This is a genomic window from Chryseobacterium sp. FR048 (assembly GCF_056844665.1).
Genome location: NZ_JBXDSE010000008.1, coordinates 56,398 through 78,748, shown reverse-complemented (window position 1 = coordinate 78,748; position 22,351 = coordinate 56,398). Strand labels below are relative to the sequence as shown.

Genomic DNA, 22,351 nt, shown 5'->3' with positions numbered 1-22,351 from the left:
TCCTTGTTCTAATATCAAAAATTTAAATCTAATTGCTTTATAACAGCTTTTATCTGTTACTTTCTACTTTTTTTAAATATCATAAAGAAGACCTCCAATATTGATTTTCCCGCTATAATTTCTATTCAAAGATCACTGGTTCAGTTGGAGATAGTGATCTTCCTGCATCAATGATCTCCGCATTGACTTCCTTATTATGCTAAATGAAAATGGTATTAACCTGAATAGGGCTTAATGTTAAGAAAATCATTGTGTTATATTGGGGTCTTCATCCCTAGAATTGTAATATTTTAGTTCTGTAAATGAATTATTTTTATTGCGTGTTACAGATTTGCAATATTCTCCTTTTAAAATCAGCAGGTTATCTAATCAATTGGAACTGCATAGAAATAATTTTCAAAATAATTGCTGCTATACATATAGTATTTTGCAGGTTTTTGATCCATCAAGAGGTAAACAGTCACACTTGGAACCGTCACTTCTATGACAGAACTTCCGTAGATAGAGCCTACATCCTGTGTATAATTGGTCGCTACAAGAGGGCCTCCGAAAGCGGTGTTGGGACCAGCAGGACCTAAATGAGTGAAGCCAACATTTTTTATATTTGTTAAATCAGTATTGGATGTTGAGAGATAGGCCCGCATCCAGTAATTGACATTGGGAAGAGGGGAAGATCCATTACGTCCTATTGAAGAGAAAGTAAGAGAAGAGCTCACAAGCCATTTCCCTTCTGTCAAAGTAATAGAAAACCCACTATAATTAAAATTATTGGCAGTCTGCCCTGAATTGATTGTAACAACAGGATTTGGATTGATCCCCACACTATTATTTCTTTTAATAGCCGGATAAACCCATTTTGCAAGTCCATTAGCATTAGAAACGAGAATTCTGTCAGGACCTTGTGACCCATCCGTTATTCTTATTTTTCCATTGAGGTGAAGTTTGGAGGTAGGATCAGTAGTTCCAATCCCTACATTCCCCGTTCCGCTTTGTATGATGACATCATCATCAGGCTGTACAACAGGATTATTGTTTTTTCCTGCGTCTACATGAAAAGATCCCTTAGGATCGGATGTTCCTATACCAATCTGTCCATTAAAAAATGGGCTGAAGCACAGAGAAATTAGCAATATATAATAGGGTTTCATTGTTCTGATTCGCTTTTTTAATTAATTGGGAAGGCATAAAAATAATTTTCAGGCATAAAAGGGTCAAATGTGAAGGCATTAACCGGAGATCTGTTTTCAAGGATAAGATAAATGGTCACCCCTGAAGCTGCTGTAACATCAATAATAGAGGTCCCTGAGATAAAACCTTTATTATTAGGATTGGGTAAAGACGCTGTACCCAGCATAAAACCTGCATAAGCTGTATTGGTAGTGGCGGGTCCCAGATGAGTAAATCCGTTTCGGACCACTGAAGTAGTACTTGTGGAAAGATAGGCATGCTGCCAGAAAGAATTGGAAATTCCTGCATTTTTGAAGGCAAGACCGGCACTTAAAGCCCATTTTCCTTTTGGAAGTGTTATTTGGATTCCTGAATAGATAGGAAAATTAGTAGGACCGCCACCATCATCAAATCCATTGTTTAGGCTTGCCTTTTTTTCTGTAGCAGACGTATAATCTCCCATCACTGTTGTTTGGTATACCGGGACATTGGTCCAGGTTCCTATACCGGAGCCATCACTGGTTAAAACTTTTCCTTGGCCCTGAGTACCATCATTAATAATGATGGCTCCCGGAGTGGCACTGTTAATATGCAATTTTGCTCCAGGGATCACAGTTCCAATTCCCATACTTCCTGAAGGTGCTACAACCACATCGTTGAGCTGTTGGGTCGCATCCGGATCATCTGGAGCTGCAGGATTGTCTTTTCCGGCATCTACATGAAATGTTCCTTTAGGATTGGTTGTGTTGATGCCAACTTGTGCAAAAAAACTGCTGCCCGTAATGAAGAGGGAAAAGGTCAGTAATAAATTTAATTTTTTCATTGTATTGTTGTTTGTTAATGTTGCTTTGTAAAAAATTGATCTATAAAACTCTCAGGGATACTTTTCCATTGAAAAAATATTGTGTTCAGATTTTTTTTCAGTAAGAATATATTCTGAGATCATATGCTTTGTTTATATTTTTCACATAAAGCATAAGTATTATGTGATAAATAGAATATTATTGATTTAATTGCTTATAATTATTAATGATAAAATTAATTTCGGAGGGCAAATTTAAAACGTTCACATAATTTTAAAAATAATACATATCTATTATTTTTTTAAAATTAAGAGGTAAGCTTTTGGTATTCTTGCAGTTATTTAATTCTTCCCAGAGTGAGTTCAGGAGAACTCAAAAGCTGAATAATTCCTGTCAACAGAATGATTATTCGATTCTTCCAAAGATGTGAATGGGCAAAAAAATGACACAAATGCAATAATAAAATGCATTTGTGTCCCAAGTATTTAAAAAAAGAAGTAACTAAAGAATTGTCTCAGCTTCAGAAATCGTATTGAAGATGTAATCAGGGGCAGCCTTTTCCAGTTCAGATCTGTTTTGTGCGCCGGAAAGCACGGCAATCGTCAATCCGCATCCTGCATTTTTTCCTTCCTCGATGTCAATTACGGAATCTCCGGCTTTTAAAACCTTATTCGCTTCAGTGATGTTGAATTTCTTCATTGCAAGATGAATCATTTCCGGGCTTGGACGGCTTTCAGAGACATCATCTGCCGTAATGAGAGCGTCAAAATGTATATTTTCTTTCCAGTTCAGTTTATTTAAAAGCTGATGGGCGATTTCGGAAGTGTAGCCGGTATTTAAAACTATTTTTTTATGTTGGCCCTTCATTTTCAGAAGAAAATCTTCCGTTCCGTTGATGGGTTTTACTTCAAGATTCTGATACGATTCTTTGAGTTGGTCCGAAAAATTTTCAAAAATAGCCGGAGCATCTTCTTCTTTACCATTAATTTCTTTCAGCAGACTGGTGATGGCTTCCAGTTTTTCCATTCCGGCACAGGTGGATAAGACTTTGTCAAGACTTACTTTATAGCCATAATCATTGACTGCATCTGTAAGGGTTTTATAAACTACATTGTCCTCATCAATTGTTGTTCCGGCCATATCCAGAACCAGTAATTCTATATTTTTCATTTCAGTTTAGGCGTATATTTTTTCAATATTAAATTTAGAGAAGCCGCCGCTTCCCGTCATTCCTTTTCCTCCGATTCCCGTTACAATGTGAATATTGGCAGATGGGCTGTGTTCAAAAATGTCTTTTGTTTTGCACTGGGAATATACCCCAAACCATCTTCTCTGGATCTCATAAGTAGGAAGGTCAATAATTTTTTTGGCTTCATGAATCATGAATTCATCAATCTCCATATTAAGGTCATACCCCAGATCATCAGCATTCTTTGCATCGGCATATTCATGAGAATCACCCAGAATCACAGAACCGTCCAGAGCCTGCTTGAATAAAATGTGAACCCCATATTTCTTTTCAAACGAATGAGGGTCTTCCAATGCCTTGATTTGTTGGAAAGAAGGACATTCGCTGAACGATTCATATCTTCTGATCGAAAGACCGGTAAGGATATTTCCCTGAAGAGAATAAATGCCCTGAGGCTTGGTCTGAAGCATCTGAAGTTTACTCACTTCAAGATCACTTTCATTGAATACATTTGGGTATAAAGTTTTGAATTCATGCCCGCCACAAATGATCATTTTGGAAGCATGGAATTCCGTTCCGTCTGCTGCGACTGCTGTGCATTTCTGATCATCTTCATGTGTTTCCAGAACCGTTGTGTTGTAAAAGATCTGAAGTCCCATTTTTTCCTGTAACAGCTTATGAAGCTTTACAATCATCTCTGCGGAATCTACAGATAGCTCCTGTGGGAAAAACAGCCCTCCTTTACAATAATCGGAACGGAGACCATCGAATTTCTTGATGCAGTCATTTTTTGATAATAAAACAGATTCATAATCATTGTTTCTGTTGATTTCATACAGCTCTTCAATCAGTTGAAGCTCTTCATCATTGGAAGCGATGTATACAGATCCGTTTTTTCTGATGGTAAGATCGGCCTGAGTATGAAGTTCATTATATATTGCGAGACTTTCTCTTCCGAAATTCTGCCATTTAAGATCCATTCCGGAGGGAACTACCTGCCCGAAATTTCTTACCGTGGCGCCCTGAGGCACAGAGTTTCTTTCCAGTAAAGCTACCTTCAGATTTTTCTTCAGCGCATGATATGCATGGAATGTTCCTAAAATTCCACCTCCTACAACGAGTAAATCAAATTTTGTTGTCATTGTATTATTATTTATAAAATTTTCGAAGTATCGAAATTGATGATTTGATTAGAGTTTGAGTTTGATTTCGGCTTTGATTTTTTTCTGAATGCCAGAAAAGCGATCACCGAAAGAATAAGTACAGAAGCTGTAATAATATAATTTAATTCAATATAAAAATTAAGCCACGAGGTCTGTGCAGAACCGAAGTTCTTGTACAATAGAATCAGTACGCTTCCCAGATACCCGAATGAATCTACAATATAGATCAGGAATCCTACATTACCTTTGATTTCAAAAGCGGCGATCATCCTGTCAAAATAAATTCCATTAAAAGGAATATAGCAGATGTACATTCCAAAACCTGAAACAGTCATCCATAAAAACGGTGATAATGCCCCCTGCTGGAATAAATACGTTGAAAGCCCTACCGTAATAATCCCGGCAAAAAGGATGTAATGATAATAGGCAAATGCTCTCTTATTGTTTTTCACCTTTACCATAAAGCTTAAGATCACCAGCACCATTACTGCAATAGGAATTTCGGTTAAGGTAAAAATAGAACTGTCAAAACTAAAATGCAGCCCGTCCCAGATCTCACGGTTGAAGTTGTCTCTGAAATCCCTCAGAACCGTCAGACATATATAAAGAAAGATGATACAGACAATGGGAATAAAAAACTGCTGAACCAGTGCTTTTCTTTCAGGACCATTCAAAGGCTGGCGCTTGTTTTTAAGTAAAATATCTTCTTCCGTAGGCTTGGGAATTCTTTCCAGAAGAACCCCGAAAAAGATCAGTGGAACAACAAAGACCAGTCCGGCCGAAAAAGGCATCCAGAATTCAGATATATGGAACGTATCCATCAGGAATTTTCCCACAGACTTAGTAAATCCTGAAGAAACCACAAAGCTCGAACATAAGAACAGTCCGATAATCTCTGTTGTCTTCCGCCCTTCAATATAAGAAAAAACAATACCCCAGATCATTCCCAACGGAATCCCATTGATGAACATCAAAAGAATATTGTAAGGAGCAGGAACCACCGCGAATCCTAACAGAGCAAGCTCAGCAATGGCAATGAAAGAAAATAAATAAGTAATCCTTTTTTTAGGTTTCAGCTCGGAAATAAATTTGATCCCAATGAATTTTGAAATAAAATATCCGATAGCCTGAGCGATGATAATCAGGATCTTATAATCCACTCCGAAATAGGAGAGTCCTTCAAAAGAAGCTACGGTAAAAGGCTTTCTGAAACCGTACATGCAGAAGTAAACACCGAAAGCGGCAAAAGCGGCCTTCAGTGTTACTAATGTTTTTTTATTGATGGTTCTGGCCATGGTGATGATTTAGAAATTTAGTTTTATTCCAAGGTTGAATCTTACACCATAGTATTCCACCTGCTCAGGACGGTCTTCGTTTTTACCAAAGTGGTAGATCAGAGGTTTGTTCAGAATATTGTTTACATCGGCGTATAGCGTCAGGTACTTTGTAAACTGATAAGATCCTCCGAAGTCCAGATTGCTGTATTTGCCATAGTAAGAATCGTTGATGTCGTCTTCAGCATATTCCACTGCATATTTTCCTTTATAGTTGTAGGCAAGTCTTGCGTTAAATCCTTTTTTCTCAAAGAAAAGCTGAGCATTATAAAGCTCTTTAGCCTGATAAGGCAGTGCAACCTTTCTTCCGCTTGGTTTTTCCATTTCAGAGGTCATGAAAGTGGCGTTAAGCTGGACCCCGAAATACTGAAGAAAACCTGGTAAAAAGTCGAATCTCTTGTTGATTCCCAGTTCTATACCGCCTAGCCATGCTGCATTTCCGTTGTTGGGAGCCGTAAACTGTACTCCGCTGATTCCGTTATAATTTCCAATAAAAGAATCCTGGAAGATCGGATCTGTAATAGATTTATAGAAAACACCACCACTCAGAATTCCTACATTGGAAAAATAATATTCTCCCATCAGGTCAAAATTCAATGAATACGTAGGATTAAGGTTTGGGTTTCCGCCTTTGAATTCATTATCCGCTTCAATATAAGTTCCACCTGGTGTAAGATCTCCGAAATTCGGTCTTGAGAAAGTTCTTGTCGCGGCAAAACGAAGGTTGGCCTTATCATTCAGTGTATATTTTAAATGAACCATCGGAAGAACAGCTAAGTAGTTTTTCGTATTTTCAACAGGGGTAAGCACGTCGTCAATTACGCTGTATCCTCTTACTTTCGTATGGGTATTTGACAATCTGATTCCTCCGAGAATGGTCATCTTATCATTTAGTTTGTACGTTGCCATTCCATAAGCGTCTGCATGTTTTTCAAACACATCAAAATTTCGTCCCAATGCTTTATTGTATTCTAAAGCCTCGGAATCTGCTGTATTGATCTTTAAATTCCCCTGATTCTGGTACCAGAACTGATTCATGCCTGTGGTGGAAAGCACCGGTCCGAAAGTATTCCCGATGTGGGTATTCATTTCACTTAAATATTTCGGTCCGTTGGCTTGTGTCGTAATATATTGAGAATAATCTGACAAAAGGGGTGCTGTTCCGTTGCTCCAGTTGTAGAAAATATCTGAGAATCTGGCATTACGTTCTTTATCTCTGTATTTGAAACCATATTTAAAGGTCAGCTTATCAGATGCATTGATCTCATGATTGAATGCCGCCACGATTTTATCTTTCTCTTCCACAAAAACCTTATAGAATTCAAGATCTGTAAATTTCATCTGTGCAGCGTCCATTTTAAAATTCGGGTCACTATAGAAACCGAATAGGGCATCAGGATTTTTATAATCCAATTTCCCCCCGTCAGCCTTCCAGTAAGCTCTTGGCCCGTTTCCGTGATCAGAGATATAAGAAGGATTGATGCCTACACCTGATTGAGTATATTTGATAACATAATAAGAGTTGTTCTGCTGATCAGGAATATTTCCATACTTGAACCGGTTATCGTAATAAGATAAATCCCAGTCGATTTTCCCTTTGTTTAAATTGTGAATTCCACCCAAAGACACAGATGTAAGTTCCGTGATCAGTAAATTGTGAATGTTCTGAAGCTCAACTCTTGCCGTATTATTCGCTGAACTGAATTTATCAAATCTGATCCTATGTTTGTAGTGTGTTTCATCATCTGAAAGTGTTCCATACATTCCTTTCAGGTAGAAAGTTGTTTTTGGGGATAAAACATATTCAAAAGCCGTATTGATTCCGGTTGTTTTTCTCACCCCGTTATAATCACGAAGTTCCAGTCTGAAAACACCTTCATCGCCACTTCTTCTAGCCTCAAAATTATCCGTAGACCAGTTTCTGATAAAGTGGGCAAAGTTGAACAGATACCCGAATTTTTTATCTTTCGTTCTTCCGCCATACAGTAATCCAAGATTATAAACTCCTTTATCTGCCTTGGCATTGTATCCACTTCCTAAAGTGGCCTTGAACTCAGACTTCATTGGCGGAGTTTTGGTGATAAAATTGATTCCGCCACCAATTCCATCAGCTTCCATATCCGGGGTAAAAGACTTATTGACATGTACATAAGAGATCAGTTCCGTAGGAAAGAAATCGAAGGCCGTTGCTCTGGAAGTGGTCTCTTCTTCAGCGGTGGGAAGTCTGTTTCCGTTAATGGTTGTTGAGGCCCAGAACGGTGGAAGTCCTCTCAGAGAAACGAATCTTCCTTCTCCCTGGTCTCTTTCAATCGAAACACCCTGTACACGCTGTACCGTTTCAGCTGCATTTCTGTCTGGCAGCTTTCCAATTCCGTCCGAAGCGATAACATTAGTAATATTGATCGCGTTTTTCTGAAGATTTAATGCTCTTGCTTCCGTATTCTTCAAAGTTCCGGTCACTACAACTTCATCAATGTTTTTTCGCTGCTGAGAAAGTTTCACTGTTCCCAGATCAAACGTTTCTCCCGGTTTTAAGTCAATATTTATATCGGAAGATTCATAACCAATGTAGCTTATCTGAAGGCTGTATTGGCCTTCTTTGATGTCGTTGATCGTAAATTTTCCGTCAACATCAGTGGTTGTATTTCTGGACAGGCCTTTTATTTTAACTGAGGCGCCAGGAAGGGGTTGGCTGTCGTCAAGAACAGTTCCTATAATTAACTGTTTCTGTGCTGAAACAAAAATAATGAAACAGACAAAAACAAGGGTAAGTAATTTCTCTAATGTTGTTTTCATTTTTACATATATTAAATTTTTTATGCAAATCACGCTAATAATTTTAATATATATAAATATTTGATGTTAAGTATTGATTAACAAATAAGTGTTGTGTGTTACGCCTTTTTTACTTTGAAAACTAAATAAATCAATGAATGAAAACAGATGAAAACACAGTTTAAATGTGCTATATCAGCGTTTTTTTGTGAATAATGGGTAAAAATAACAGAGGGAATATTTCTCAGAAAAGTGCTTGTTTCAGTTAATATTGAGTTCATTTAAGGAAAAAACAGAAAACTAAAAGTTGCATATTTGTAAACTTTTGTATGGAAACCTCAATGAAACTAGGCGAAGAGAAGAGCAATAAATGAAGAATGGAGTGCAAAATGATCCGGGAAAGCAAGAAGAAACTTTTTATTCCACCCAAAGTTTGAAATAAGAGATCGTTTTAACGCTATGTTCGCTAAGATTATTATTGAAAAATTTAAATTTTATGCTCGCAGCGGCGTTGGCACTTAGCTATGGTAGCGTGCTTAGCTGAACGGAGTGCCTTTGCGATCAAAAAATGGGAATGATGTTGTATAGTCTCTTTGCGTATTCTTGCGTTAAAAGAAATCGGTTTGTTAAGCAGTATAAAAATAGAGAACAAGCATTACACAGCTTTCATTACTAATGCTTACCGGAACGTGAGGAAACTTTCCGTTAAAATATAAAGAATCACCTTCTTTCATGATGACTTCTTCATTGTCTATGATGTATTTTACTTCGCCTTTCAGAATATATTTGAATTCCCAGGCATCAGTAATTACTTTTTCTCTTTTAGAATTGGGTTCAAGGGTCAGCAAAACAGCTTCAAAACCTAAAGAATGAAGACTTTTGCTGAAGATATGCATGTATTTAAAGCCTTCAGCTTCAACTTCTTTTTCTATGACCTGCTGGCTTTCTTTGGGAACATAAATGAATTTGGCATTGGATTTTTTCTCTACGCCTTCAAAGAAATAACTTGCATCAATCTCAAGAGACTGAATCAGATCCAGTAAAACAGGTAATGACGGAATCGTTCTTCCGTTTTCAATCCGGGAAACAAGACCGTTGCTTACATTGGCCTTGAAAGCCAGCTCGTTAATGGTTAAATTATTCTTTTTTCTAATATCCTTTAATCGCTTACCGATCCCTATTAAAAAGTCATTCATGCTGTATTCAATGAAAAACAAAGGTAGTATTATTCTATATAGGTTGTGTGGTAAAAAGAAGAATTCACGAAAAGGTAAAATGATAAGAAGGGGGGAATTAAAAACGCAAGGTTCGCAAGTTGATAAAGTAGGTTGTTTTATTTTTCGATCGCAAAGGCACTTCGTTCAGCTGGGGGCACAATCTGCATCAGAATTGTTTCTATAAGCATCATTATGTATTTTGTAGTAAAAACATATCTGAAAAAAATAAAAGCGCAAGGTTCGCAAGTTGATGAAGTATGCTGCTTTATTTTTCGATCGCAGTGGCACTCCGTTCAGTCAAGCATGTTCCATAGCTGAGTGAAACGCCTTTGCGATCATATTTACTCCTTTTTATATTAAAAATTCTTTGCGCATTTTGTGTTAAAACCTAAGCAACAACAAACCGTCCGCAAGAGGTTCTCCTCTTTCAACTCTCCTTTTTCTCTTCCCAAAAAAGCACTTCCTTTCAATACTCCGGGTTTGTCTATCCCAATAAAAATTCCCTATTTTTGTAGAACTCCTTATTTCATTTATGAAAAAAATTATTCTTATCGAAGACGAGACCAGCGTGGTTTCTTTTATTAAAAAAGGACTTCAGGAAAATGGGTATGAAATTTCTGTGGCTTTTGACGGCCGTACAGGAGTGCAGCTCGTGCAGGCCAATGACTTCGATCTTGTAATTCTCGATATTATGCTGCCGGAAATGAATGGTTTGGATGTATGCAAAGAAATAAGAAAAACCAATCAAAGTGTTCCGATTTTATTCCTGACCGCGTTGGGAACCTCTGAGAATATTGTACTTGGGCTGGAAAGTGGTGGAGATGATTATCTGGTGAAGCCTTTTAAGTTTATTGAATTGGTTGCGCGTGTAAAATCTCTGCTGAGAAGAAGCCATAACAACGGACCGCAGGAAACTGTAGAACCGGAGCCGGATAATGAACACGTATTTCAGTTTTCCGATCTTACAGTGAATGATTATACGAAAAAAGTAACCCGTGCCGGAGAAGAAATTACCCTGACCTCTACAGAATACAAACTCCTGCTTTATTTTCTCAATAACCCTGAAAAAGTAATTTCCAGAGCCGAGATTCTGGATGCTGTATGGGGAGTGAACTATGAGCTGGGGACGAATGTAGTAGATGTGTATGTCAATTATTTAAGAAAAAAACTGGATAGTCAGGATGATAATAAACTGATTCATACGGTGATAGGAATGGGGTATGTATTGAAAAAAACGTAATGGATGTTTAATAAAGTAGTTACAAATCAGACCAAGACGATGGTACTTTTAATGTTGGTTTTTACGGCCATCATTCTGTTGTTCAGTGGTTTGGTCTACTTTTCAATTGTAAATTTTTCCCATCAGAGATTTTATGAATTGCTGAAGATCCGTACAGCGACCATTGTTCAGATCGAAAAAAGCAAAGACCATCTCGACCTTCCGGAGAATTATATCCTTAATAGTCTGAATGATGAAGAGCTTCCAATGGAGAAAGACTATGTTTTTGCCGTTCCCTCTGATTCCAATTTCAAAAAAATATCCCAGGAAGTTCATATTCCGGATTATTTCTTTAAAAATATCATCAAAACAGGAGAGTCCAATTACAATGATAAAGAGTTTTACTATATAGGACAGAGTTTCAGATATGATGATAAAGACTATATTGCTATTGCTTCTGCAAAAAACCATTATGTCGTCTATTACCTTGGATTTTTAAAGAGAACGCTGCTTACCTGTATCGTCCTTTCACTGTTCTTCAGTATGATCTTTTCTTTTTATTTGTCGAAAACATTATTCCGGCCGATCTTAAAAATTACAGGAAAGGTAAAAGAGATCAGCTCAGAAAATCTTCATTTAAGACTGGAGCCCCAGCCGGATAATAAAGAGCTGAATGAGCTGGTAGATACATTTAACGGGATGCTCAACCGTATCGAGACTTCTTTTGAAACTCAGAATCACCTGATCGGAAATGTTTCTCATGAATTAAGAACTCCTCTGACCTCTATTATGGGAGAAGCGGATGTTGCTCTGTCCATCAGCAGAACTCCGGAAGAATATAAAGAAACCCTGGAAATTATCCTGAATGAAGCTGAAAAGCTTGACAAAAAGATCAAAGCCTTATTGATGATCGCCCAAACCGGATTCGACGGTAAGATCCAGAAAATGGATAAGGTGAGAATAGATCAGCTGCTTTGGGATGTAATCGAAACCCTGAGAAGAATCGATTCCAGAAACAATATCTATCTGGATATAAGCATGCTTCCCGATAATCCGAAAAAACTGAAGGTTCAGGGGAATGAGCAGCTTCTGCATCTTGCGGTAGCCAATATCATCAGTAATGGATGTAAGTATTCTAATTTTCAACAGGTTAAAGTTTCTTTGGGAGCAACAGATAACGATGTATATATCATTGTAAAAGACAATGGTATCGGAATTCCGGAAGTGGAAATGAATAAAATCTACGACCCTTTCTTTAGGGCTTCCAATACCAATAACTACGAAGGTTACGGAATCGGGCTTCCTTTGGCCCGGAATATCGTAAGAATGCACCACGGTGAACTGATCGTAAGTTCCCATGAGAACCAGGGGACAACCGTTCAAATGCGTTTCCCGAATTTTTATAGTATGCAGAAGGGGGAAGGATAGAGGGGCTAAAAGGCGAAATGGTGAAAAGGCTAAGAAAGCAAAGGAGGCTAAGAAGGCAAAGGAAGCTGGAAGAGCAAAGAGTTGGATAAAGTAGATATAATGCTCAAAATTAAAAGGAACTGATTGATCGTAAATATTGCCGATTAATCGGTTTTTTTGTTTTTATCTTATCTACTCTTTCTTTTTATTTACTGTATAATTGTCTTATTTTAAGTTGTTTGCGTGTTTTTTTTTCTTTACCTTCTTAGCTCTCTCAGCTTCCTTTACCCCCGCCTACATTAACTCCCCTTAACAATTTTCTAATCTCATTTTAATCTCTTTAATCACATTTTAATTCCGTTCCAAAGATCTTCTAATATGGTCGTTCTAGTTTTGTATCATCAAAAAAGATAAACACAATACAAAATAATAAAGAACATGGCTAAAACAATTTTAATTGCAACAGATTACTCTCTTGAGTCATTGAACATATTGAAAAAAGTACTTAAAGAGAAGGATGCGGCAGAAGATCCGAACCAGTATAATATTCTTCTTACTTCAGGATACGATTCCGGAGATTCTATCAGAGATCTTTTGTTTAATACCAAAACAACGGTTTTTAATAAGATCAGACCCGAAGAGTTTTGTGACGCGTATGGAATTATTAAGAATAAATATCCTCACCTGGTTAATAAAATCGTCTGTGATATTTTCACCGGAAGCTTCCAGAGAACATTCAATCAGTATGTAAAGGCTGAAAATATCGAAGAAGCGTATTATTCTCCATCCATCAAAAGCAAAGGAAAAGGAAAATTTGATCTTATCCCTTACATCAAAAAAAGCAAAGAACTGAAGTCTCATGAAATCAGAATTGAGGTAAGAGAAAGCCTTCCGGAAAGAGGAAGACTGGCAGAGATCTTTGTAGAGGTCTAGAAAAACACATCATGAACAATTTAAAAAACTAAAAAATGTTAAGAAATTATAGTAACAGCAGGACACTGGGAGACAATATCAGATTGGGGACGCTGACTGCATTTACCGCAGGTACTATAAATATAGCATCCCTATTAATATTCCTCTCTTTCACATCGAACGTAACCGGGCATTATGCCATTTTAGCCGCAGAGATCAGTAAAGGAAACTGGACGCAGGTTGCAGTCGTAGGTGGATGGATTTTCTTATTCTTCTTCGGAAGTTTTCTATCCAACTTTATTGTGATCAATTTTAATAAGAAAAGCAAATATTTTGCCCATGCCATGCCGATTGTGCTGGAGATCATATGTCTACTCTTTGTAGGAGTCTACGGGCAGCTGTATTATCAGAAAACCCTGGAAGAAACAGAATATCTGGTCGCCCTGATGCTTTTTGCTACAGGTCTCCAGAATGGGTTGACAGCAAGTATTTCCAACTTCTCTGTAAAAACAACCCACCTTACGGGAACCACCACCGACCTGGGAATTCTGGTGTCTATGTTTACCCAGAAAAAATACAGGAAAAACGGGGAACTGATCGGAAGAGCAAAACTACTCATGAGCATTATGCTTGCCTATGTTTTAGGGGCCGTGTTTTCAGGAATGACTTATTATTATCTGGAATTCAGAGTGTTTTATGTGATAAGTGTATGTCTTCTGATTGTCATCGGGTATGATGCTTATAAAATTCATATACGACACTTCAATACCAAATACAGATACAACAGGATTTACAGAAAACCGAATCTGTTTGCTTATTTGTATGAAAAGATTCACGGAATTCCTAAAAGAGAAAAGAAGAGAAAACTTGTCTTTGAAGACTAAAATAGATACATCACTATTAATTTTTTGTATAAACTAGCTGTAAACACCTCTGTTTTATTATAAAATGGGGGTGTTTTTTTAGAAAAGTGACTTTTTCTTATAGTGTAGAGGGTACAAGAGATTGAAATACTATAGGAATGATTCTGATCCCGTAAAACCGGATTTCTGAATTAAAGGAAGAGCGTTGCTAAAGTCCTTCGTTACAAAGAATAAAAAAATCGGATGGGGATAAATATGGAAAAATGTTGATAATTAAATATTAAATCCCGGTTTTAGTATTTTAATTCCCGTTTTCATTGACTATTTTTGTAAGTTGATTTACGTTTTTATGTCAGATATTATTCAGCTTTTACCGGATCATGTAGCCAATCAAATTGCAGCGGGAGAGGTGGTGCAGAGGCCTGCATCCATCGTGAAGGAGCTTTTGGAAAATGCTATAGATGCAGATGCAACGAAAATTGAATTGATCATCAGGGATGCCGGAAAAAATCTTATACAGGTGGTGGATGACGGAAAAGGAATGTCTGAAACAGATGCCCGTATGGCATTTGAAAGACATGCTACTTCCAAGATCAAGGGAACGGAAGATATTTTTAAAATTGCCACTAAAGGATTCCGTGGAGAAGCTTTGGCTTCTATTGCTGCAGTTTCCCAGGTTGAGCTGAGAACAAAACAAAAAGATACTTCTATCGGGACCAATATTTATATCGAAGGAGGTGTTTTCCAGTTTCAGGATCCTGTTCAGACAGCGGAAGGTTCTAATTTTTTAGTGAAAAACCTTTTCTATAACGTTCCGGCGAGAAGAAAATTTCTGAAAAATAATAATATCGAATTCAGGCATGTAATTGATGAATTCCAGCGTGTTGCATTGGCCCATGAGAATCTTGAGTTTTCTTTGTTCCATGATGATGAAGCGGTTTTCAGGCTGAGAAAAGGAAGTCAGATGCAGCGTATCGTAGATGTTTTCGGAAGAAAGCTACAGCCGCTCCTGATTCCGATCAAAGAAGATATTATCTGGTGTAAACTTCACGGGTTTGTTGCCAAGCCTGAAGGTGCGAAAAAATCAAGAGGAGAGCAGTTCCTTTTTGTAAACGGCAGATATTTCAAGAGCCCATATTTCAATAAGGCAGTACAGGAAGCTTTCGAAGGATTGCTTCAGCCGGGATATGTACCTTCGTTCTTCCTTTTCCTGGAACTTGATCCGGAGAAAATAGACGTAAATATCCATCCGCAGAAAACGGAAGTGAAATTTGAAGACGAACATCTTATTTTTGCTTTACTGCGTTCAACAATTAAAAGGTCTTTAGGAATTTATAATGTGTCTCCAAGCCTTGACTTCGACAAAGATCCTGAATTGGATGAAATGATGAATAAACCTATTCCGAGCAAAGGAAATGGTGGCGGAGGCAGCGGGGTTATCAAAATGCCGGAAATTATTGTAGACAAAGATTATAATCCGTTCCTGGAAGAAAAAAATGTTGTGCATCCTGAAGAAATTCAGAACCTTACGGAAATGTACCATCAGAATATTACGGCAGAACCTTCAAAGATCAATTTATTTGAAGATGAAGATTTTGACGAAGATTTAATGAGACTTCCGAACGGCTACTGGCTTTTCAATAAGGGAGATGTCACCCTGATGCTGGATTTGGGTAGAATGCACAGATTATTGGTGTCAGAAAATAATAAATCTACCAGAAAATCAAGCACAAACAGCCATGCTCTTTTGTTTTCTCTGGAATATCATATGAATGAAATTGAAAAAAGTAAATACAATGCATTCAAAAAATATCTTCCGGAATTAGGGTTTGACATGAAAATTGCTCATGAAAGTGTATTGAGGATCGATTCACTTCCGGAAGGCCTGAAAGAAACCCAGGCAATGAAGTTTCTGGAGAACCTTTTTGAGATTCTGGATTATAAAACGGAAGAAGAGTTTTTGCAGTATTACCACAATCAATGGAATAAAATGCAGTCGAAATCAAGATTTGATTTTCTCTATAAAAAAGATGCGGAACAGGTCATCAAAGACTTTACAGCATTAGGATTCCCAGAGTTTTTACCGGATGGGAAAAGGTGCTTCTATGAAGTTCCGTTCAATGATTTTAAAAACAAATTTTAAAAATTATGTTTAACAATATACCGCCGATTACAAGAAATATTATCATTATAAACGTCATTGTATTCATTGTTACATCGTTAATGGGGAATCAGGTCATTGGTTATCTTGCAGGATTTTATCCCTTTTCTCCGTTTTTCCATTCGTGGCAGGTGATTACTCATATGTTCATGCACGGAAGTATCATGCATATTTTGTTTAATATGATGACGCTATTTAGTTTTGGTCCTATTTTAGAACAAACATTAGGAGATAAGAAATATCTGATTCTATATTTTTTAAGCGGTTTGGGTGCTTTTTTCCTGTTTAACTTATGGAACTTTGTTGAAGCTCAGCAATTTTCCAGTGAATTGCAGCAGCTTGGGTTTAATGTAAATGCATATTTATCCGGAGCAAGTGTTGAATTTAATGGAAATGCAGACTCTATTCTTAAACAAAAGGAATTATTAGGAAGCTTAAAGGATATTATAACAACACCAATGGTTGGAGCTTCCGGAGCTATCTTTGGAGTAGTGGCGGCATTTGCAACCTTATATCCTGATTCAAAAATTGGAATCATGTTTATCCCAGTTCCCATAAAAGTAAAATATCTGTTGCCAATTATTGTGGTCATCTCTGTATATCTCGGTGTTTCCGGAAACGGGGGCGGCATTGCTCACCTGGCTCACGTTGGAGGTGCTTTAGTAGGATGGCTGTTGGCACGGAATTGGAAAAAGCATCTCTATAGATTCAATTAAAACTATTTTGTGAAGATTTTACGGCTTATCCTCCTGATTTTCCATATTGGAATTCTGTTCCTGCTTTTAGGCACTTTGCTGAATGCTTATGTTCCACCTAAGATATTTTCGTGGTTCAACCTGCTTTCTTTAGGGTTTCCTATACTGATCATACTGTATATCATATTGACTGTATTCTGGGTATTCAGCTGGAAAAAGAGAGCTTTCGCATTTATGTTTGTGGGATTGGCTTTTTTGAATCCTGTGAAAAGATGGGTTAATTATTCTTCAAGCCCAAAAGAAAATTCAGATATAAAAGTAGTCTCCTTTAATACCAGAGCCGGTGGGAGAGGATCTGTAGAAACAGCTCCTTTTCTGAAGTCACTGAATGCAGATGTTCTGTTACTTCAGGAAGATGCTGGTGACGTATATAAATTTGAAGATTACCAGAAAGTTAATCCCAAAATCGGTCTTACTGTTTTAACAAGACATAAAGTTATAGGCTACAAGATAATAGAAAGACATGATGAGGATGTAAAGGTTCCGGGCTTACAGGTTGATATAGAGATTAAAGGTAGAATATACAGATTCATCAATGTTCATCTCCAATCCTTTCATTTTGAAAAGGATATGGTAAAGCTTAATGGCAATTCCGATACCAATGAGCAAAAAGTAAAAGATATTGTGAAAACCCTTATCCCTACTTTTAAAAAACATCAGACTCAGGTTGCTTTAGTTCGGGAAGTTATTGACAATTCCCCGTATCCGGTAATCTTAGCCGGAGACTTCAATTCTGTTCCCAATTCCTACGAATATTATCATTTGTCTGATGGACTTGAAGATGCGTTTCTAACAGCAGGAAGAGGAAGTGCAACCAGCTTCCATGATTATAAATTTCCGATCAGAATTGACTATATTTTTTCTTCGAAATCATTACGTGCCGTTTCCTATGAAGTAGACCGTTCTGTCAGTATTTCAGACCATTATCCGGTCATTGTAAAATTTTCAACAACGAATAAATAATCATAAAAATAGTTAATATTTGACTGCTTGGTAGGGTTTTTGCTTAAAATTAGCCGTACCAAGACCGTTTTTCATGAAGTCGAATCAGATATTACTATTTATACATATCGCTGTTGCTGTTTTGCTGCTATGCACATTGGGGAATGCATGGGTTTCTCCTAACCTTTTGGGAAATCTTAATCTTCTTTCTCTTGGTTTCCCCTACCTGATGGCCATACATATTCTCCTTACACTGGTCTGGATCATTAAAAAACAAAAAGTTGCCATTGCTTTTGCCCTGGGTACTCTTATTTTTTACAATCCTGTGAGAAGATGGGTCAACTATTCGCCTAAAGTAGAGAACACAAAAACAATACGGGATATAAAAGTGGTCACTTTCAATGTAAAATATGGAGAATACGGTTGGGATAAAGTGAAAAATTACATCAAAGAACAAAACGCAGATATTATTCTGGTTCAGGAAAAAGATACCAACCGTGCTATCAAACGGGATTTGGTAAAGTATCCTTCCGTCATTCTCAAAACAAAACATAAAATCGTAAGACAGGCTGAGCTGATTGATGAAAAAGCAAGAGGAAACTCATTCTACGCTGATATAGATATCAATGGTAAAATTGTGAGAATTGTGAATGTATATCTGGAGCCTTTCCGCCTTCATAAATCCATGTTTACGAAACTTGACGGATTGGGATTTGGGAATGTATCTACATTACTTTCTCATATGATACCTACCTTTCAGGCACATGAAGATCAGGTTAAAAGAATCAGGAAAATAGTGGATTTATCACCTTATCCTGTGATTCTGGCCGGGGATTTTAATTCTGTGCCCAATTCTTATGAATATTATAACCTTGGGAAAGATCTTCAGGATGCTTTTTTAGTTGCAGGTAAAGGGAGTGCAAGCAGTTTCCACGATTATAAAATTCCTTTGAGAATCGATTATATATTTACTTCAAAATCAATTATTCCTTTGAGTTATAAGGTAGATCAGTCTATAAAATTATCGGATCACTATCCTGTAATTGCAGAATTTCTGCTAAATTAGTTCCATGAAAAATATACTGTCTGCATCTTTTGTTTCTACGATTCTGTTTATAGCTTGTTCCAAGAAAGAGTCACCGGGATTCGCTAATGAACAGGACGTTAAGATCCATTATGATACCGCTGCTGTTGATTCTTTTTCAACAGGTGCTGTTTCGGTAGATATTGCGCGTAAGATAAGAATGTCTTCTCCTCAATATCTGGACTCGGTAAAGCAGGCTAAAAAGCTTCAGGAAGAAGAGAAAAAACTCAAAGCTGAGCTTGAAAAAGAAAACAAAGCAAAACTGGACGAGGAAAAGAAAAAAACAGAAACAGAAAAGAAGCAGAAAGCTTCAGAGTCTCCTGCTTCTGCAGCCAAAGAAAACAAGACCACAGAATAGACCAAAATATCCCTAAAAATATATAATATGAAAAAACAAATCTTAGCAGCTCTGGCAATTTCAGTATTTGCTGTAGCCTGCACAAAATCGACCAGTAAAACAGAACAGGTTGAAAACCCGGACGGATCGGTTACCACTACGACCACTACTGTTACAGAAACCCCTTCTGGTGTTGTTGATACTTCAAAAGTAAATAAGGCCAAAGAAGATGTTAAAGCAAAGGTAGATGAAGCTGGAAATAAAATAGACGATGCTGCCCAGAAAGCCAAAGATAAAATTGATGCCACAGCCGATAAGACAAAGCATGATCTTAACAAAGCGGGGCAGGACATAAAAAACGAGGCTAATAAAGTAGGAAAGGACATTAAAACCGGCGCTCAGGAGGCAGGAAAAGACGCAAAAGAGGCTGCCAGAAAAGGGGCTTCAAAAGTAGAGGAAGCTGCCAAAAAAGTAAAAGAAGATTTAAGCAAATAAAAAGAAGAACCGCAATTGATTTCAACTGCGGTTTTTTTTATGTTAGAAATTTCAGGGATATGATAAGCCCTTATCTACCCATTTTTACTTGTTAAGTTCCAGTAATGGTTCAATATATTCTCTGTCGTTACTCAGTCTAGGGACTTTATTCTGACCACCAAGTTTGCCTTTAGATTCCAGCCAGTGATAGAATAAGTTATCTTTAGCAATATGAACAATTGGCCTTCTGAGGGTCATATTATTATATCTTTTCGCTTCGTAATCTGAATTGATCTTCTTTAAATGCGTGTCAAATACATCAATAAAACTGTCGAGATTATCAGGATGCTGGCTGAACTCGAAGATCCATTCATGGGCACCTCCTTCATTTTCTTTCATAAAGACCGGAGCGCCTGTAAAATCTGTAATTTGAGCACCTGTTGCCTCGCAGGCTTTAGAGAGTGCAGATTCTACGTTCGTGATCATCAGTTCTTCCCCGAAGGCATTGATATAATGTTTGGTTCTTCCCGTTATTTTTATTCTGAACGGATTGGTAGATGTAAATACGACTGTATCCCCAATGAGGTATCTCCATAGGCCTCCATTGGTAGTGATGACCATCGCATAGTTTTTTCCAATTTCAACATCTTCCAGGCTTACGACTTTCGGATTGGAAAAATGAAACTGATCCATTGGAATAAACTCATAGAAAATTCCATAATCCAGCATCAGAAGCATTTCATCGCTGTTGGATCTGTCCTGTATCCCGAAGAAGCCTTCAGAAGCATTGTAAATTTCGTAGTAATTGATGTTTTTTCCGATGATCTGCCTGTATTGTTCCCTGTAGGGCTTAAAACTGATTCCGCCATGAAAAAAGACCTCCAGATTAGGCCACAGCTCGGAAATGCTGCCTATATTGGTTTCTTTCAAAACTCTTTGTAAAAGAACCATCATCCAGCTTGGTACTCCCAAGATACTTCCTACATCTTCATTCTTTACTTCAGAAGTAATGGCTCTCAGTTTGCTTTCCCATTCTCCCATCAGGGAAACTTTTTTGCTTGGGGTAGTGGTTATTTCTACCCAGAACGGAAGATTGTCAATCAGGATCGCGGATAAATCTCCGAATTTGGTGTTAAAATCAGCATACAGTTCAGAGCTACCGCCCAAACGTAAGTTTTTATAATTAAAAAGCTGATTCTCAGGATGGTTGTTGGCATATATGGAAACCATATCTTTTCCGGCTTTCATATGGCAATATTCCAGACTTTCTGCTGAGATCGGAATGAATTTGCTTTTAGCATTCGTGGTTCCGGAAGATTTTGCAAAATGTTTAATATAGCCGGGCCAGCTTACATCTTTTTGTCCCTGTCTGGCCTTTTCAATATAAGGTTCAAAATCTTCATAGGTCACAATCGGGACTTTATTCTTAAAATCCTGATAGCTTGAAATAGAGTTGAATCCGTAAAGCCTGCCATATTCCGTATCTTCTGCATGAAACAGCTGGGAAAATAATATACCTTTCTGTGTCTCAATGGGATGGTCCATGAAATTCTGAATCTGATCCATCCTTTGACGGATAAACCAGTTGACTACGGTATTGAAAAGTGCTTTGGTTGCCATTTCAACAAATATAATGATATTTGAATTTTCTGAGAATTTTTTCTGGGATTAAATAAAAAAACCGTTACAAAATTTGTAACGGCCTTGTATTTAGGGTATTGTTTATTAACAGTACTCGTCGTAAGCTGCCTGAAGGTTGGCTGCAATAGCTCCTGCAGGGTTCCCTTCGATGTGGTGTCTTTCCAGCATGTGAACCAATTCACCATCTTTGAAAAGAGCCACGCAAGGAGAGCTTGGCGGGAATGGAGCAAGGTGTTTTCTTGCTTCTACTACTGCTTCAGTATCAAATCCTGCAAAAACAGTAGTCAAATGATCAGGTTTTTTATCTCCGGTTAAAGAATATACTACACCTGGTCTTGCAGCTCCTGCAGCACATCCGCATACAGAGTTGATGACCAATAGAGTAGTTCCTGACTGCTTCAGAGCCTCTTCTACCTGAACAGGAGTTGTCAAATCCTGGAAACCTTTATCTGTAAGTTCTGCCTTCATTGGCATTACTAAATCTGTTGGATACATATATTTTGTTTTTTATCAGTACAAAGTTAAGCATTTCTTTACGTTTGGTCAATATATAATAACTATCAATAGTTTAGTCATATAAAATTAACTCAATATTAATACTGTAATAATATTCATAAAAATGTGAATTAAAATTAGGAATAATGAAATATAATTATTAAATTTGAAATGATTCTGAAAACAAACGACCATGAAAAAAACTTTTAAGGCTTTCCCTCAAGCAATCAACCTCTTAAATACTATCTGAAGACAGATAGTGAAAAACCTCTTTTTCAGGTTTAATTAAACCCGAATCACAGACTTTAATATCCAAAAGAAAACGAAGCCCGGAACTGAAGAGTTCCGGGCTTCTAATCAAATCGATATGCAAAGGTTGTATATCCTTAGTTATGGAATGAGATTCCTGTTTT

The 22,351-nt window shown here is 37.4% G+C and carries 19 protein-coding genes; 10 read left to right on the top strand and 9 right to left on the bottom strand.

All coding sequences use genetic code 11. From position 1 onward, the window contains the following. Nucleotides 1-365: 365 nt before the first annotated feature. From AC106K_RS20820 to AC106K_RS20790, 7 genes are all read right to left on the bottom strand, one after another. Nucleotides 366-1,148, bottom strand: a complete 783-nt coding sequence (locus AC106K_RS20820; protein ID WP_482447364.1) for a hypothetical protein — start codon at nucleotides 1,146-1,148, stop codon at nucleotides 366-368. 17 nt (nucleotides 1,149-1,165) lie between these two features. Then, nucleotides 1,166-1,990 (bottom strand): hypothetical protein, encoded by an 825-nt coding sequence (locus AC106K_RS20815; protein WP_482447363.1) that lies wholly within the window; start codon nucleotides 1,988-1,990, stop codon nucleotides 1,166-1,168. A gap of 481 nt (nucleotides 1,991-2,471) precedes the next feature. Then, on the bottom strand, nucleotides 2,472-3,140 hold the full coding sequence (locus AC106K_RS20810; protein ID WP_482447362.1) for an HAD-IA family hydrolase: 669 nt from the start codon (nucleotides 3,138-3,140) through the stop codon (nucleotides 2,472-2,474). 6 nt (nucleotides 3,141-3,146) lie between these two features. Next, nucleotides 3,147-4,301 carry a TIGR03364 family FAD-dependent oxidoreductase gene (locus AC106K_RS20805; protein ID WP_482447361.1) on the bottom strand — a complete coding sequence of 385 codons (1,155 nt, stop codon included), beginning with the start codon at nucleotides 4,299-4,301 and terminating at the stop codon, nucleotides 3,147-3,149. An 11-nt stretch (nucleotides 4,302-4,312) separates the two neighbouring features. Then, complete coding sequence (locus tag AC106K_RS20800; RefSeq protein WP_482447360.1) at nucleotides 4,313-5,617, bottom strand: DUF5690 family protein; 1,305 nt, start codon at nucleotides 5,615-5,617, stop codon at nucleotides 4,313-4,315. 9 nt (nucleotides 5,618-5,626) lie between these two features. Then, nucleotides 5,627-8,452, bottom strand: a complete 2,826-nt coding sequence (locus tag AC106K_RS20795; protein ID WP_482447359.1) for a TonB-dependent receptor — start codon at nucleotides 8,450-8,452, stop codon at nucleotides 5,627-5,629. Between the two features lie 605 nt (nucleotides 8,453-9,057). After that, nucleotides 9,058-9,627, bottom strand: coding sequence for an XRE family transcriptional regulator (locus AC106K_RS20790; RefSeq protein WP_047099541.1), 570 nt, complete (start codon nucleotides 9,625-9,627; stop codon nucleotides 9,058-9,060). A 553-nt stretch (nucleotides 9,628-10,180) separates the two neighbouring features. Here AC106K_RS20790 and AC106K_RS20785 point away from each other — a divergent pair. The 10 genes from AC106K_RS20785 to AC106K_RS20740 all read left to right on the top strand — a co-directional run bounded on the left by AC106K_RS20785 (nucleotide 10,181) and on the right by AC106K_RS20740 (nucleotide 19,823). Then, entirely contained in the window at nucleotides 10,181-10,888 is a 708-nt protein-coding gene (locus tag AC106K_RS20785; RefSeq protein ID WP_482447358.1) for a response regulator transcription factor, read from the top strand. Between the two features lie 3 nt (nucleotides 10,889-10,891). Continuing rightward, entirely contained in the window at nucleotides 10,892-12,295 is a 1,404-nt protein-coding gene (locus AC106K_RS20780; protein ID WP_482447356.1) for a sensor histidine kinase, read from the top strand. Nucleotides 12,296-12,712: 417 nt separating this feature from the next. Next, nucleotides 12,713-13,207: a hypothetical protein gene (locus AC106K_RS20775; RefSeq protein ID WP_482447355.1), complete on the top strand. Its 495-nt coding sequence runs from the start codon at nucleotides 12,713-12,715 to the stop codon at nucleotides 13,205-13,207. 35 nt (nucleotides 13,208-13,242) lie between these two features. Beyond that, on the top strand, nucleotides 13,243-14,070 hold the full coding sequence (locus AC106K_RS20770) for a YoaK family protein (RefSeq protein WP_047099545.1): 828 nt from the start codon (nucleotides 13,243-13,245) through the stop codon (nucleotides 14,068-14,070). Between the two features lie 328 nt (nucleotides 14,071-14,398). After that, nucleotides 14,399-16,192: a DNA mismatch repair endonuclease MutL gene (gene mutL / locus AC106K_RS20765; RefSeq protein WP_047099546.1), complete on the top strand. Its 1,794-nt coding sequence runs from the start codon at nucleotides 14,399-14,401 to the stop codon at nucleotides 16,190-16,192. Between the two features lie 5 nt (nucleotides 16,193-16,197). Then, complete coding sequence (locus AC106K_RS20760; RefSeq protein WP_482447354.1) at nucleotides 16,198-16,926, top strand: rhomboid family intramembrane serine protease; 729 nt, start codon at nucleotides 16,198-16,200, stop codon at nucleotides 16,924-16,926. 9 nt (nucleotides 16,927-16,935) lie between these two features. Further along, nucleotides 16,936-17,928 carry an endonuclease/exonuclease/phosphatase family protein gene (locus AC106K_RS20755; protein ID WP_482447353.1) on the top strand — a complete coding sequence of 331 codons (993 nt, stop codon included), beginning with the start codon at nucleotides 16,936-16,938 and terminating at the stop codon, nucleotides 17,926-17,928. Between the two features lie 73 nt (nucleotides 17,929-18,001). After that, nucleotides 18,002-18,973 carry an endonuclease/exonuclease/phosphatase family protein gene (locus tag AC106K_RS20750; RefSeq protein WP_482447352.1) on the top strand — a complete coding sequence of 324 codons (972 nt, stop codon included), beginning with the start codon at nucleotides 18,002-18,004 and terminating at the stop codon, nucleotides 18,971-18,973. 4 nt (nucleotides 18,974-18,977) lie between these two features. Continuing rightward, entirely contained in the window at nucleotides 18,978-19,349 is a 372-nt protein-coding gene (locus AC106K_RS20745; protein WP_482447350.1) for a hypothetical protein, read from the top strand. 27 nt (nucleotides 19,350-19,376) lie between these two features. Then, nucleotides 19,377-19,823 (top strand): hypothetical protein, encoded by a 447-nt coding sequence (locus AC106K_RS20740; protein WP_482447348.1) that lies wholly within the window; start codon nucleotides 19,377-19,379, stop codon nucleotides 19,821-19,823. Nucleotides 19,824-19,907: 84 nt separating this feature from the next. On the opposite strand, the gene AC106K_RS20735 is transcribed toward AC106K_RS20740, so the two are convergent. After that, a complete protein-coding gene (locus AC106K_RS20735) occupies nucleotides 19,908-21,422 on the bottom strand; it encodes a GH3 auxin-responsive promoter family protein (RefSeq protein WP_482447347.1) in 1,515 nt (504 codons plus the stop codon). Between the two features lie 105 nt (nucleotides 21,423-21,527). Continuing rightward, entirely contained in the window at nucleotides 21,528-21,938 is a 411-nt protein-coding gene (locus tag AC106K_RS20730; protein WP_233110296.1) for a BrxA/BrxB family bacilliredoxin, read from the bottom strand. Nucleotides 21,939-22,351 lie beyond the last annotated feature (413 nt).